The organism is Bacillus sp. FJAT-45350 (genome assembly GCF_002335805.1).
Taxonomy (GTDB): Bacteria; Bacillota; Bacilli; order Bacillales; family NISU01; genus FJAT-45350.
Map to the genome: position 1 here is coordinate 307,083 of NZ_NISU01000003.1, position 14,615 is coordinate 321,697.

Consider the following 14,615-nt stretch of genomic DNA (forward strand, 5'->3'; position numbering starts at 1 on the left):
ATAAGTTGAAGAAAAAAATAGCTTTTGCTACTTGTGTACAATTAGGTCTGAGTTGTATTGAAGAAATATATCGCATTGGTGGTAGCTTAGATTTACTTATCACGCTTAAGGACGAAAAAGCAAAAAATAAGTCAGGGAGAATTTATCTTGATAAATTTGCATCGGAGCACGATGCTCCTCTTTTGAAAATTAATAATATCAATGACCAAGAAGTTCTTGATGCACTTAAAGAAAATCAAATTGACTGGCTATTCATTATAGGGTGGTCTCAAATTGCAAAAAAAGGAGTACTTGAGGCACCAACTTATGGATGCATTGGAATGCATCCTACATTATTACCTGTTGGTAGAGGAAGAGCGGCAATACCATGGGCAATTATTAAGGGGTTAGATGAAACGGGTGTCACCATGTTCAAGTTGGATGAAGGTGTAGATACAGGAGAAATTATTGGTCAAGGTATTATTAGCCTTAGAAATGATACAACAGCAACTGAACTTTATGCAAAAGTGGATGATATGCACATTGCTCTTATTGCAAAGTATTGGGATGATATTGTTAATAACAACGTTACACTTACAAAACAGAGTGAAGTAGATGCTACTGAGTGGCCTGGTAGAAAACCAGAGGACGGTGAGATATTAAATAGCATGACTATGTATGAAGCGGATAAATTAGTGAGAGCTGTTACTCATCCGTATCCTGGTACTTTTTATAATGATGGAGAAAAGATAATTAGGATATGGTCAGCTAAGACAAATGTAAATGATGGTGAAATAAAGCTTCATGATGGATTTTTAATTCCTATAGATTATGAGATTGAGGGGTAGTCATGGAAGATAAAAAGTTTCAAAAAGGTATTAAACGATTATTTGATGTAGTTGTTTCTTTAATGGTACTTATATTATTTCTTCCTTTATGGGTTGTAGTTGCTATATTAATTAAGACTACTTCGGAAGGTCCGATATTTTTCTTACAAGAAAGACCTGGGTTTCATAGAAAAATATTTAAGGTCTATAAATTTAGAACTATGAAACCTGGGTCAGAAAAAATGGTTAAAGGTAAAGAAGTAATGAAGGACGATGATAGAGTTACCACTATTGGTAAATTTTTAAGAAGAAGTAAAATTGATGAGATACCTCAAATCCTAAATGTGTTAAAAGGGGAAATGAGTCTTGTAGGACCAAGGCCGGAGCGTGTTGCATCTCTAAGTGACTACACAGATGAAATTTCAAGAAGGTTGAATATGAAGCCAGGATTAACTGGACTAGCCCAAGTGAGTGGTAATATCTATCTTTCATTGCAAGATAGATATAAGTTTGATGTTTACTATGTAGATCACTATAGTTTGTGGCTTGATATTAAAATTATTATTAGGACTGTTGGTGTAATTCTTTTAGGTGAAGATAAGTACGTTGATAGATGTCTGGTTGAAATTAAAAAAGGAACTGCTGAAGTAACTGCTACTAAAGAGGAGACTGTTTCAAAATGACAAAGGTGCTTATAACAGGGGTTAATAGTTATATAGGTAAATCCTTTGAACAATGGGTTTTGCAATATAAAGATAAATATATAGTCGATAAAGTAAGTTTGAGAGATGAGCTTTGGAAAAGTAAATCTTTTAAAGGTTATGACGCAATAATTCATTTAGCAGCAATTGTTCATGTTAAAGGTGACGAGGAAGAGAAGTACTTTAAAGTTAATCGAGATTTAACTCTTGAAGTTGCAATGAAAGCAAAGCAAGAAGGTGTCAAGCAGTTTATATTTCTAAGTACAATGGGAGTGTATGGTACTGAAACAGGCTATATCACAGAAGACACTTTACCAGCACCGAAAACGAAGTATGCTAAGTCAAAATATGAAGCTGAGAAGGCTATAAAAGAAATTGAAGCTTATGACTTTAATGTGGCAATTATTAGACCACCGTTAGTTTATGGTAAGGGTTGCCCTGGAAACTACGCAAGACTTGCTAAAATGGCTCTTAAGGTACCATTTTTTCCAGATATAGAAAATGAACGTAGTATGATTTACATTGATAATTTATCAGAATTCATAAGGTTGTTACTGGGAAATAATGCAAGTGGTTTATTTTTTCCCCAAAATAAGGAATTCGTAAGAATTACAAGTCTAGTAAATTTAATTGCAAAATATAATGGCAAGAAATTGAAGAAAACAATAGTTTTTAACTTCGCTATTAAATTAGCTATTAGTCAATCCAAAACGTTCAGAAAGGTTTTTGGTTCTTTAATTTATGATAAGAAAATATCGGGGGGGCCCATGACAGTGATTAATGGGAAAATGATAGATTATGAAACTATTCCTTTTGAAGAAACAATCAAAAAAACCGAAGCGATGTCTTTAAAGGGTGAAAACTAGTGATGGACAAAATACAAAAGTCAGTTTTGGTAACTGTAATAATGCCAGCATATAATAGTGAAAAGTACATTGAAGAGTCTATTGAATCAGTTTTGTTACAAACATACTCAAATATAGAATTAATTGTTCTAGATGATGGTTCAACAGATAATACGATTAAAATTATTGAAAAACTCAGTAGTAAAGACCAACGAATAAACTTATATAAAAATGAACGTAATTTAGGTGTATCAGAAACAAGAAATAAAGGTATATCAATGGCTAAAGGGGAATGGATAGCTTTTTTAGATAGTGATGATATCTGGGAAAAAACAAAATTAGAAAAACAGATGATGTATGCTGAAGCTTCAAATGCAGAATTTTTATATACTGCTGTTACCTATATTAATGAGGAGGGTAGAGCGTATAGTGGTCAATTTAAGGTTCCTCCAAAAGTATCTTATAAACAGTTACTAAGACAAAACATAATTACTTGTTCATCAGTCCTATTGAAGAAGGACTTCTTTAAAAATATAAAAATGGAGAGAGACGAAATGCATGAGGATTATGCTGTATGGCTTAGAATTTTAAGGACAGGCGTATATGCTCATGGAATTAATGAACCACTATTAATTTATAGAATTTCCAAAAATTCTAAATCGGGGAATAAAGTAAAAACTATTAAGATGACATATAGAGTGTTCAGATTCATAGGTTTAAACCAATTAAAATCTGCGTACTTTACTCTTAGGCATGTGATAGGAGCATTTTATAAATATAAGAAGATTAGTTTTAAGTAGGAATAAATAAATTATAAAAATATTAAAACAGGGGTGATTATGTTGAAGATCGGAATTGTAAGTATGTATCCTTATAGACCGCATGTTCAAGATTTAGTTTATTTGTCAGATCAATTAGAAAAGGAAGGACACACTTGTTACTTTTTATCTTGTGCAGCTTCTTTACCGACTTGTTATTATAATTTATTTAAAGGAAAAGAAAAATCTTTAACTCAATGCCTAAAATGCCAGCTTGGTGGAATAAAAACTTATAAGAATGAGAACGTTACATCATTAGATAAAAATATAAAAACCAAACTAGACAAAGAAGATATATCATATATATTAAAATCAACTATAGGAAGCTTAGGTAGAATTGAAAATGATAGTGAGTCCGAGAGTGTTCTTTCAAATGATACAAAAGAAAAGTTGGTTGAGTCTGTAGAAATTGTTTTAGGAAATGCGGAAAACTGGATAAAAGAGGAAAAGTTAGATGGTGTGTTATTGTTTAATGGGCGGTTAGACGTTACTCGTTCAGTGATGGTTGCTCTTAAGAAAAAAAACATTCCCTTCATATCTGTTGAAAACCATTTGAATGGTATAACCTTAAATTACAATGAGGATTGTTTATCTTTAAAATTTATTAATGCTATAAATAATAAATTTAAGGAAATTCCATTAAATAAAGAACAAGCTGAATTTGCGGGAAAAATTATCGGTGAAATGTTCTTGAAAAAGCAAAAGATTTGGAGAACTCACAACCTTGAAAGTATAGAGGCTAGTTGGCCTGTTAGAAACACTAATGATAAAACCAGAAAAAAAGTATTAATTACTCCAAGTAGTAAATTTGAATTTTTGGGGAATCAAGAATGGGAAGTGGAATGGACCAAGGATTATACTGAAGGTTACGAAAAAGTGATTAGATCATTAGGTGTTGACTTTGAAGATTGTGTTTTAAGATGTCATCCTTTTTGGAATGAAAGCTTAGGGAGTATTGGTAAAGGTGATAAATCAGAAAATCATTATAAAACATGGGCAAAATCAAAGGGTATTCATGTTATAGATAGTAAAGACAATACAAATACTTTAGATTTAATTAAAGAAGCGGATATTATTCTCGTTAATGGAGGAACTGCAGGAATTGAAGCAGCTCTCTTAGGAAAAACAGTTGTATCAATAGGTAAAAGCAGGTATTACAAAGCGGGGTTCACTACAAATGTGTTTAAAGAAGCGGATTTAAAAGAATGTTTATCTAGGATAAATAACCTAAATAAAAATCATATCCAAAAAAGAGCTGTTAGATACATTTATAATTATCACGGTAGGTTTGAGCAATTTCATGATTTAGTTAATAAAGAAACCACGCTCGAGAATGCTTATTTCTCATCGGATGTTGTCGCTGAAAAAATAATTAAAATTTTTAAGGATGGTAAGATAGAACCATATGATATTAGGGTGACAGAAGAAGTTAAGTATGAGGATGAATTAGTAAACTCTATTAATGAGAATAATTGGGATGAGTTGATCTCTCTTGGAATAAAAAATGATGAAGTAGATGATAAAAGATATGACATTAATAAGAGAGGAATTTATAGAATGGTAGATATAATAAGAGATAAATTACCAGCGGGGCATTATTGATGAATGATTTAACGGAAAATGGAAAGAAGAGGGATGTTTACTTTCTCATTTTTAAATTTTTTTTATTTATTCAGTTTATAATATTAATATTTGAGATAGTTCTTCCTGTGAAATCCGCTATAGGTAACTTTTCGCATAGGTTTTTAATAAACGTGTTATTCTTTTCAATTATATTCGTTGTTGCATTATTTACAAAGGATTTTTTTTACCACAAAAAGCGAACTAAAATTAATACTCAAAAAGTTAGGTTGTTATCGTTAAAAAAGCTATCGTTTCTAATTAATCTATCTACTAGTTTAGGATTTTTGGGAATAGCTATGCTTATAGTTGATAGAGTTATCCTTAAAGGTATCGATTATAGCCTTGGACTAAGACATGCACGCTATCAGTGGGAAAATGCTGTTTCTCCTTCTGTTTTTTCAGAAATAATTAGCATGTTAGGGAATATCTTAGTGCCAATGGCATTTATATCAATTTTGTTGCTATTCTTGTATTGGGAAGACTTAAAAACTATTAGAAGACTTAACAATTTAGTTATTTCTTCACTAAATGTATTACTATTTGCAGCAATGAATGGTTCACGTTCATTGATTTTTATTCAGGTTTTTTTATTGTTATGTATCTCTATATTAAGGAAATATAAAAATCGAAGCATAATACCTGCAAAGAGAAGAGGGAAAAGGTCAGATAAAAAATTTTATTTCTTCCTCTTAATAGCAATTCTTTATGTTATATCAGTATTCAATTCAAGTGCTGCATTAGGAGATTATAGCTCGAAGTATCTATTTGAAATTTTTTCAAATGATTTAGGTGGACAAGTTAAAGATGGGTATTATCTGTTTCTGAATAATATATTGAATGAAAATAGTATTATTTATTCTTTGTTTTCTGCAATAATCTACTTGATTCATAGTCAATGGACAACTGAAGCCATTTTGTTGTTGCCAACTAAGGAAGGAGATATATTCTTCTACTCAATACTCCACTTTTTAAATCAGTTAGGGATACTGAATGAAGCACCTATTGGATATCAGTATGCAGGCTTATTTATTTCTTTACCAGGTGCTATAATATATGACTTTGGATTTACGGGTTTAATTATTTTATCAATAATCTATGGTTTGTTATTAGGCATTGTAATTCTTCTAATTAAGAACCCTAATAACTCTGGAGGATTATCATTTGCGTTGATTTTATTTGTATTGTCATCAATATATGTTGCACCCTTTATTCCAGCACATGGTTTTATATATTTTAACTTTATAGTATTTGATGTGATTTTGTTACATTTTATTTCGAGAATATTCTTTGGGAAATCTACATGGTTACATTTAGATAGCAAATAGTCTTTGTTTGAATAGTAAGATTGAATAGATAATTTGATTTTAATGGAGGAATATATATGTTAAATAACAAAACAATTTTGGTAACTGGTGGAACGGGTTCATTTGGTAAGAAGTTTATTTCTAAAGTACTAGAACAAGACGTGAAAAAAGTAATTGTTTTCAGTCGTGATGAACTAAAGCAATATGAAATGGCCCAAGAGTTTACTGACCCTAGAATTAGATTTTTTATAGGTGATGTTAGAGATAAAGATCGTTTATACCGTGCTTTTGATGGAGTAGATATTGTCATACATGCAGCAGCATTAAAGCATGTGGGTGCATGTGAGTATAATCCTTTTGAAGCGGTTAAAACAAATATACATGGTGCCCAGAATATTATTGAGGCTGCTATTGATAGAGGAGTTCAACGTGTAATTGCATTAAGTACTGATAAGGCAGCAAGTCCAATTAACTTATATGGTGCGACTAAGTTAGCTTCAGATAAATTATTTGTTGCAGGAAATTCATATGCAGGTAATAAAGAAACAAGATTCTCGGTAGTACGTTATGGTAATGTAGTAGGAAGTCGTGGGAGTGTAGTACCTTTCTTTAAAAAACTTAAAGCACAAGGAGAGATTCAGCTTCCAATAACTGATGAACGCATGACACGTTTCTGGATTACTTTAGAGCAAGGTGTACAATTTGTAATTGACAATCTCCAAAGAATGAAGGGTGGGGAAATCTTCATACCAAAGATTCCTAGTATGAAGGTTGTAGATCTGGCTGAAGCGATTGCACCAGAATGTGAAATAAAAATAGTTGGAATTCGCCCTGGAGAAAAAATGCATGAGGCAATGATTAATGAAGATGATGCTCGCCAAACTCTAGAATATGACACTTACTATGTTATCCAACCAGAATTTCCTTGGTGGAGAGAAGAATTTTCAAACGGTGGTAAACCATTACCAGAAGGTTTTACCTATATAAGTGATGTAAATGACCATTGGTTAACTGTTGATGAACTAAGAGAATTAATTAAAGATTAATTATTATTTCTTCTATTTAAACATGAAAGGAAGTTTGTTTAATATGGGTAATAAAGCAATCAGAAACAGTTACTTACCATATGGGAGGCAATGGATTGATGAAGAAGATATTCAGTCCGTGGTAAATATATTAAAAGGTGACTATTTAACAACTGGACCAGCGGTTGGTGAGTTTGAGACAGCTGTTGCTTCTTACGTTGGATCGAAGTATGCTGTTGCATTTTCGAATGGAACAGCTGCCCTTCATGGTGCTTGCTTTGCTGCAGGTATTGGAGAAGGAGATGAAGTTATTACAACACCGATGACGTTTGCTGCTAGTTCTAATTGTGTTCTCTATCAAGGTGGTAAGCCAGTTTTTGCTGATATAGATTCCAAAACTTATAATATTGACCCCAAAAAGGTTGAAGAGTTAATTAATGAGAACACAAAAGCAATTATTCCTGTTCATTTCACTGGACAACCAGTTGCTATAGATGAAATTCACCAACTTGCTGAAGAACATAATTTGGTGATAATCGAAGATGCTGCACATGCCTTGGGTGCGACTTATAAAGGTAAAAAAATAGGTGCAATAAGTGATATGACAATGTTTAGCTTTCATCCGGTGAAACATATTACATCAGGAGAAGGTGGGATTATAACAACTAATAATGAAGAGTATTATCAAAAATTATTACAATTTAGATCCCATGGAATAACAAGAGAACCTGATACGTTGATTGAAAATCATGGTCCTTGGTATTATGAAATGCAGTTCTTAGGTTTTAATTATCGAATGACCGATATTCAAGCTGCTCTTGGTACTAGTCAATTGAAGAAGATTGAGATGTTTGTTGACCTAAGAAAGAAGTATGTATCAATATACAATGAGGCTTTTAAAGAGATAAATGAAGTTCAAACTCCATATCAGGATCAGTACGGGGCATCAAGCTGGCATCTATATATATTACGTTTAGATTTAGAAAAGCTTTTAGGGAATAGAAAAGAGATATTCGAAGCTTTACTTAATGAAAATATCGGTGTTAACGTACATTATATTCCTGTCCATCTTCTTCCATACTATTCACAATTAGGTTATCAACGAGGTATTTGCCCTGATGCAGAGAAGCTGTATGAGGAAATCATAACATTACCTCTTTTCCCTGCAATGACAGAAGAAGATGTAATGGATGTAATAGCAGCTGTAAATAAAGTAATAAATACTTATCGAAAGTAGGGTAATTACATGAAAATTGCAGCTATTATACAAGCAAGAATGGGTTCAACTAGACTTTCAGGAAAAGTAATGAAAGATATAAAGGGAAGAACTGTATTATCGCATGTTATAGAAAGAGTTAAACAATCTAATTTAATAGATGATATTATAATTGCTACAACAGTACAAGAGACAGATAATCTCATTGAAAACGAAGCAATTAAATGTGGTGCTAAGGTTTATAGAGGGAGCGAAGAAGACGTTCTAAGCCGTTACTATTTAGCAGCAAAAGAAAACAATATAGATATTATTGTAAGGATTACTTCTGATTGCCCTGTAATTGATGCAAATGTATTAGATAAAATTCTTAATTTCTATTTAGAAAAAAAATATGACATCGTAACAAATGCTGGATCAGATTTAAGTCAAAGAACATTTCCTAGGGGATTGGACACAGAAGTATTTTCTTTTAAAGTATTAGAAGAGGCATTTCATAATGGGAGAGAAAAATATCATAGAGAACATGTTACTCCTTATATTTACGAAATAAGTACTAAAATACACTACTTCAAAAATGATGTTAATTATTCTAATCATCGGTGGACATTAGATACAGAAGAGGATTTCGAACTAATAAGTGAAATATATAGTAGACTTTATAAAGGAACACATGATTTTTATCTTCAAGATATTATTGATTTATTTAACCAAGAACCGAAACTTTTTACAATCAATGCACATATTGAGCAAAAGAAAATCAATTAAACATAAGGATGAAAAGTATGAGGGCGTTAATTTTCACAGAAGGTGGCAGTCAAATAGGCTTAGGGCATATCTCAAGATGTAGCTCCTTATATGATGAATTGGCAGACAGAGAAATTGAAGTTGAATTCATTATTAATAGCGACACTAGTCAAATTGAAATAATAAAAAATAAGCAATACAAGGTAGTAAATTGGTTTTCAAAAGAGTTCTTAACAAACTATATTAAACAAAGTGACTATTGCATTGTTGACTCTTACTTGGCTAGTCAAGACTTATATCGAGTTATTTCAAGTCAATCCAAAAAGTCGCTATTTATTGATGATAATGGAAGGAGTGAATATCCAGAAGGTATTGTAGTTAACCCTTCTCTAAGTACTGAAGCAGTTAAGTATCCTATAAATGATACTAACTGCTATTTACTTGGACCCAAATATATCATTTTAAGAAGCCCCTTCATTCAAGTTAATAGAGAGAACATAAACATGGAAGTAAAAGAAGTACTAATAACACTAGGTGGATCTGACATACACAATTTAACTCCAAGTATCCTAAATCGACTGGGTAATAAAAACTCAGAAATTACTTTTAATGTAGTAATAGGAAGCGCATTTAATAATATTGGAGAAATAAAGTGTTTGTCCTCAAAGAACATAAAGTTTTATGAGAATGTCACAGCTAGGGAAATGAAATCTATTATGCTTAGATCTGATTTTGCCATAACGGCTGCAGGACAGACAATTTATGAATTGATAGCTACTCAAACACCTTTTATTCCAATAAAGGTAATAGACAACCAGCATCATAATATTTTAGCTTTAAAAGAACTTAATTTGATTGAGACAGCTCTTGAATACAAGGATACTTTCTTTAATGAAAAAATAATTTGTGAAACGGAAAAATTAATGGAATTTAGTACCCGGAGTGTATTGGTTGAGAAATATAAGGAAGTAATTGATGGATTTGGTAGTAAAAGAATTATTGATGCTTTATTATCAGGAGATGTTTTATGGAAGGAAATTACTTTTTAAGAGCCGTAAAAGATGAAGATATTTTATGTGTGTATCAACTTTCTAATGAGGATTATGTAAGAAAGTACTCAATAAATTCTGCAGAAATTGATTGGGAAGATCATAAGGTATGGTTTGAAAGTATTTTAAAGTCAGATAATGATGTGTTTTATGTGGTAACAGATAATACTGATAATTTTTTAGGACAATTGAGATATAAAATAGAAGATAAAATTGCAACAGTTAGTATTAGTTTGTGCAAATCAATTACTGGAAAAGGATTAAGTAAAGAATTAATTAAAATGAGTATAGGGAAAATTCGCAAGGAAAGAAGTGAATTAAAGAACATTGTAGCTTTTGTTTCAAGCGATAATACTGCATCAAATAAGCTGTTTGAAAGGGTAGGCTTTGTATTACAAGAAAGTAATAACTATCTATTGAAGTATGTTTACTCAATTAAATAAAGGTGGATTAAAATAAATGCTTATAGATAATTTCGACATAACTAAAAAAGTATTCGTAATTGCAGAGATGTCAGCTAACCATGGGCATGATATAAATATTGCGAAAGAAACAATAAAGGCTGCTAAAGAAGCTGGAGCTGATGCTATTAAACTGCAGACTTATACAGCAGATACTATAACGATTGATTGTAATAATGAATACTTTCAAGTAAAGCAAGGTACAATTTGGGATGGCAGAACTTTATATGATTTATATAAAGAGGCCTATACACCATGGGAATGGCATGAGGAACTAATGGCTTATGCCAAGGAACTTGATATAATCTGTTTCTCAAGTCCTTTTGATAAAACATCAGTTGATTTGCTAGAAAGTCTGAACGTTCCTGCTTATAAAATAGCTTCATTTGAAATAACAGATATTCCTTTAATAGAATATGTTGCATCTAAAAAGAAACCAATAATTATTTCAACTGGAATTGCAACTCTTAGCGAAATAGACGATGCTGTACAAGCATGTAGAAAAGTAGGAAATGATCAGATAATTTTATTAAAATGTACATCTGCATATCCAGCAAAAATTGAAGATGCAAACCTTAGCACAATGCAAAACCTAAGAGAAACATTTAATGTGGAAGCTGGCTTATCAGATCATACATTAGGTGTAACAGTTCCAGTTGTATCTGTAGCTTTAGGAGCAAAAGTAATTGAAAAACACTTTATTTTAGACAAGAGTATTGGTGGTCCAGATGCTAGCTTTTCTTTAGATAAGGAAGAATTTAAATTACTAGTTGATTCAGTTAGAGAAGCAGAGAAAGCAATAGGCTGTGTTGATTATGAACTTACAGATAAAAAGAAAAAAAGTAGGGAGTTTTCCCGTTCTTTATTTGTAGTAGAAGATGTAAAAGAAGGAGAAATATTCACTAAGAAGAATATTAGGTCTATTAGACCTGGATATGGCTTAAAACCGAAGTGCTATAATGAAATTATTGGTAAATTATCTAAAAAAGAAATTAAAAGAGGTACTCCATTAAAGTGGAGTCATATTGATTAAATTTAAAAAAATAATGAAAGTAAGTTGATAATGAAAAAAGTTGCGCTAATACTAATGGTATTAACAATTCTATCAAAAGTATTCGGTTTTTTAAGAGAAATAACACTAGCGTATATATATGGTACATCAAATATTAGTGATGCATACTTAATTTCTACTACTATTCCTAGAGTTATATTCGGTTTTGTAACAGTGGGAATAATATCTGCGTTTATTCCAATGTATAGTAAAATCTTTGAGAAAAATGGTGAAGATGAAGCTCGTAATTTTACAAACAACCTTATTAATACACTATTAATTGTTGTTACTATTATAGTATCTATTTCACTGTTATTTACCGAAGCAATTGTTAGTGTATTTGCTTCAGGTTTTGATATAGAGACATTTGATATGACAGTTAAATTTACAAGAATTTGTTTATTTGCTCTATACTTTCTTGTTGTTATATCAGTATTTACAGGGTATTTACAAAGTAAAAATAAATTTGTTATTCCTGCTCTAATAGGATTACCATTTAACATTGTTATAATAATATCACTTTTTATAAGTGTTAAATTAAATGTTTTAATTGCTCTTCCTATAGGGTTTGTTATTGCTATTTCAACTCAATTTTTATTTATGGTATATACTATACGAAAAGTAGGTTTTAAATATAAAAGAACAATAAACTTTAAGGATCAACATCTTAAAAAAATGTTTTTTATAGCTCTACCAGTTATTTTAGGTATATCAGTAAATCAAATTAATGTTTTAATAGATAGAACGTTAGCTTCTCAAATAGCTATTGGTGGTATCTCTGCATTAAATTATGCAAGTACGCTTAATGAGTTTGTTCAGGGGATATTTGTATTATCTATAGCAACAGTATTATATCCTTTAATATCAGCAATGGCAGTAAAAAATGATATGATCGGATTAAAAAATTCTTTGTCGGGAGCAATGACTGGTATTTTTATTACGGTTTTACCAATTACATTTATTACAATGACATTTGCTGTTGAAGTAGTTACGTTGTTATTTGGAAGAGGTGCATTCGACATAAATGCCATATCTATGACATCTTATGCCCTATTTTTTTATTCAATTGGTATGATAGGTTTTGGTTTACGTGAAGTATTATCACGGGTGTTTTATTCAATGCAAGATACAAGAACACCTATGATTAATGCGTCAATAGGTATGGCCTTAAATATAATTTTAAATATTTTTCTCTCAAGATATCTAGGAATTGGAGGGTTAGCTTTAGCAACAAGTATTGCTGCAATTTTTACTTCTTTACTAATGTTAGTTAGTTTAAGAAGAAAAATAGGTCCTTTTGGTATTAAGCGAATGACTAATTCATTTATAAAAATTCTTATAGCTTCCCTTATTATGTCTTTTGTGGCTAATAAAACGTTTAATTTTGCAAATGATATTTTAAGTCAGAGTTTTTCTTTATTATTAGCTGTTGTAGCTTCTGTGATTTCGTATTGTGTAATTATTTATTTCATGAAGGTAGATGATGTAGAAATTATAGTAAATGCATTAAAAAAGAAAATTACAAAAGTAAGGGGCTCTATATAACAAATTTTAATTAATATTTTACAATTGTTATTATAGTGTGGAAGTTTTTTGTCGATGCTTCTAAGGCAAAGAATGAGCTTGGTTGGACTGTCAAACGTGATATTTGTAGCAATGTGCTGTAACGGGTGTTGATGTGAGAAGAATTATAAAGATTAGTAAAAATAATAAGCCTGCTAAGTAGAGGGGTGAACTGTAACCCATAACGGACAGTCTAAAAAAGACACCAATAGCCTATGCAGCTAATAGATGACTCCGGTACTGATTAAGGGCACTGAAAAAGTCGGAACTTTCCACTGCCTTTATGCTTTATAATAAGGATATTAATATATAGGTGGTATTCAAATGATTTCAGGGGTAGCGGTGTCAGACACCATATATGGACAAAATTACTGTATTTTCCGCGGTGGATGGACACTATTCAGGAATCAAAATGAAAGTTTCGTATCCAGCGAAGAAATCTTCGTATCAGTTTGGTGTTTTTGTGTAAATAGTTTGATGGAAATGGTAACTAGAGTAGTAGAAAGAGAAATAGTGTTTGATATAATTGCAATAGCAACTATATAAGCAAGGTGGCGGCTGAACTCCCTGAAGAAAGGGGCTGAGGCTATGACGACATATCAAGCACTTAGTTTACAGGCGCAATTTAATTTCGTGCTAATAGCTGTGACTGCTAGAATAAAGTGAACAGTTTTTGCTTAATATTAATAAATCAGGAGAGCGAACATTTATTGTAAATGGACGGCCCTCCTGACTTATTATTTTTCTATTCGAGTGATTTTTGATGTGGGTGACGAATTAAAAATATTTCAACTTGATTTGTTGTTATTCTATAAAAAACTTTATAAGGATCTGATTTTTCCAATAGACACTAGTACGATTCGTAAGTCTACAGGCATTTTTTGAATGAGAACTTGCCGGCCAGGAATAAAGATTGAAAAATCTTGGTTCTTGAAGTAAAGTTGAATTGTATCTTTTAGGTGTGAGGCTATTGGTGGTAGCTCAATGCTACTTCTCCATCGATCTAATTGCACTAATGAGGTAATAGCTGATTTTCTCCAAACTATTTTCATGATTACCTCTCAAATATCTTTTTGATTTCTTCTTCTGTTAGTATAGGATTATTTCCATTTAATGCAGCTGTTAATTGCTTTTCTTCTTCAGGATCAGTAACTTCATAACAATCATCGTTACTAATATCCTCAACCTCCATTAATAAAAACTTTCTTTTGCCAATTTGGATGTATGAATGACCAGATTGAATTATCTTTTTTATGTCCTCATGTTCAATTCTTATAGGTTCCATTTACATCACCAACTTTAATTTATTTAACTTTATTCACTAGTGTTGCATAAATATTGTTGGAATTTTCAGTTTTAATGTTTTCTCTGCTTAGAGCCAAAAAAGGAAATACCTAACCAAAGGTGGT

The 14,615-nt window shown here is 31.3% G+C and carries 16 protein-coding genes; 14 read left to right on the forward strand and 2 right to left on the reverse strand.

The genetic code is table 11. From position 1 onward, the window contains the following. Positions 1–5 precede the first annotated feature (5 nt). From CD003_RS20440 to CD003_RS20505, 14 genes are all read left to right on the forward strand, one after another. Positions 6–827 (forward strand): formyltransferase family protein, encoded by an 822-nt coding sequence (locus tag CD003_RS20440; protein ID WP_096203106.1) that lies wholly within the window; start codon positions 6–8, stop codon positions 825–827. Positions 828–829: 2 nt separating this feature from the next. Next, positions 830–1,489 carry a sugar transferase gene (locus tag CD003_RS20445; RefSeq protein WP_096203107.1) on the forward strand — a complete coding sequence of 220 codons (660 nt, stop codon included), beginning with the start codon at positions 830–832 and terminating at the stop codon, positions 1,487–1,489. Continuing rightward, on the forward strand, positions 1,486–2,373 hold the full coding sequence (locus tag CD003_RS20450; RefSeq protein WP_096203108.1) for an NAD-dependent epimerase/dehydratase family protein: 888 nt from the start codon (positions 1,486–1,488) through the stop codon (positions 2,371–2,373). Before CD003_RS20445 ends, CD003_RS20450 begins: the two co-directional genes overlap by 4 nt. A gap of 2 nt (positions 2,374–2,375) precedes the next feature. Next, positions 2,376–3,152, forward strand: a complete 777-nt coding sequence (locus tag CD003_RS20455; protein ID WP_096203109.1) for a glycosyltransferase family 2 protein — start codon at positions 2,376–2,378, stop codon at positions 3,150–3,152. A 42-nt stretch (positions 3,153–3,194) separates the two neighbouring features. Continuing rightward, the gene (locus CD003_RS20460; RefSeq protein WP_096203110.1) at positions 3,195–4,772 is read left to right on the forward strand and encodes a hypothetical protein; all 1,578 of its coding nucleotides are present in this window, start codon (positions 3,195–3,197) and stop codon (positions 4,770–4,772) included. Beyond that, the gene (locus CD003_RS20465; RefSeq protein ID WP_096203111.1) at positions 4,772–6,118 is read left to right on the forward strand and encodes a hypothetical protein; all 1,347 of its coding nucleotides are present in this window, start codon (positions 4,772–4,774) and stop codon (positions 6,116–6,118) included. The genes CD003_RS20460 and CD003_RS20465 overlap by 1 nt, the downstream gene beginning before the upstream one ends. A 56-nt stretch (positions 6,119–6,174) precedes the next feature. Further along, the gene (gene pseB / locus CD003_RS20470) at positions 6,175–7,143 is read left to right on the forward strand and encodes a UDP-N-acetylglucosamine 4,6-dehydratase (inverting) (protein WP_179295650.1); all 969 of its coding nucleotides are present in this window, start codon (positions 6,175–6,177) and stop codon (positions 7,141–7,143) included. Positions 7,144–7,186: 43 nt separating this feature from the next. Beyond that, positions 7,187–8,359, forward strand: coding sequence for a UDP-4-amino-4,6-dideoxy-N-acetyl-beta-L-altrosamine transaminase (gene pseC / locus CD003_RS20475; RefSeq protein WP_096203113.1), 1,173 nt, complete (start codon positions 7,187–7,189; stop codon positions 8,357–8,359). 9 nt (positions 8,360–8,368) lie between these two features. Further along, positions 8,369–9,103, forward strand: coding sequence for a cytidylyltransferase domain-containing protein (locus tag CD003_RS20480; protein ID WP_096203114.1), 735 nt, complete (start codon positions 8,369–8,371; stop codon positions 9,101–9,103). Between the two features lie 17 nt (positions 9,104–9,120). Further along, positions 9,121–10,131: a UDP-2,4-diacetamido-2,4,6-trideoxy-beta-L-altropyranose hydrolase gene (gene pseG / locus CD003_RS20485; protein ID WP_179295651.1), complete on the forward strand. Its 1,011-nt coding sequence runs from the start codon at positions 9,121–9,123 to the stop codon at positions 10,129–10,131. Then, on the forward strand, positions 10,110–10,574 hold the full coding sequence (locus CD003_RS20490) for a GNAT family N-acetyltransferase (protein ID WP_096203116.1): 465 nt from the start codon (positions 10,110–10,112) through the stop codon (positions 10,572–10,574). Before pseG ends, CD003_RS20490 begins: the two co-directional genes overlap by 22 nt. A gap of 16 nt (positions 10,575–10,590) precedes the next feature. Next, positions 10,591–11,625 carry a pseudaminic acid synthase gene (gene pseI / locus CD003_RS20495; protein WP_096203117.1) on the forward strand — a complete coding sequence of 345 codons (1,035 nt, stop codon included), beginning with the start codon at positions 10,591–10,593 and terminating at the stop codon, positions 11,623–11,625. A gap of 30 nt (positions 11,626–11,655) precedes the next feature. Continuing rightward, positions 11,656–13,188: a murein biosynthesis integral membrane protein MurJ gene (murJ, locus tag CD003_RS20500; RefSeq protein ID WP_179295652.1), complete on the forward strand. Its 1,533-nt coding sequence runs from the start codon at positions 11,656–11,658 to the stop codon at positions 13,186–13,188. Positions 13,189–13,530: 342 nt separating this feature from the next. Continuing rightward, on the forward strand, positions 13,531–13,752 hold the full coding sequence (locus tag CD003_RS20505; RefSeq protein ID WP_096203118.1) for a hypothetical protein: 222 nt from the start codon (positions 13,531–13,533) through the stop codon (positions 13,750–13,752). 275 nt (positions 13,753–14,027) lie between these two features. Here CD003_RS20505 and CD003_RS20510 read toward each other — a convergent pair whose 3' ends face one another. Further along, positions 14,028–14,258, reverse strand: coding sequence for a hypothetical protein (locus CD003_RS20510; protein WP_096203119.1), 231 nt, complete (start codon positions 14,256–14,258; stop codon positions 14,028–14,030). A gap of 2 nt (positions 14,259–14,260) precedes the next feature. Then, a complete protein-coding gene (locus CD003_RS20515) occupies positions 14,261–14,491 on the reverse strand; it encodes a hypothetical protein (protein ID WP_096203120.1) in 231 nt (76 codons plus the stop codon). Positions 14,492–14,615: the final 124 nt, after the last annotated feature.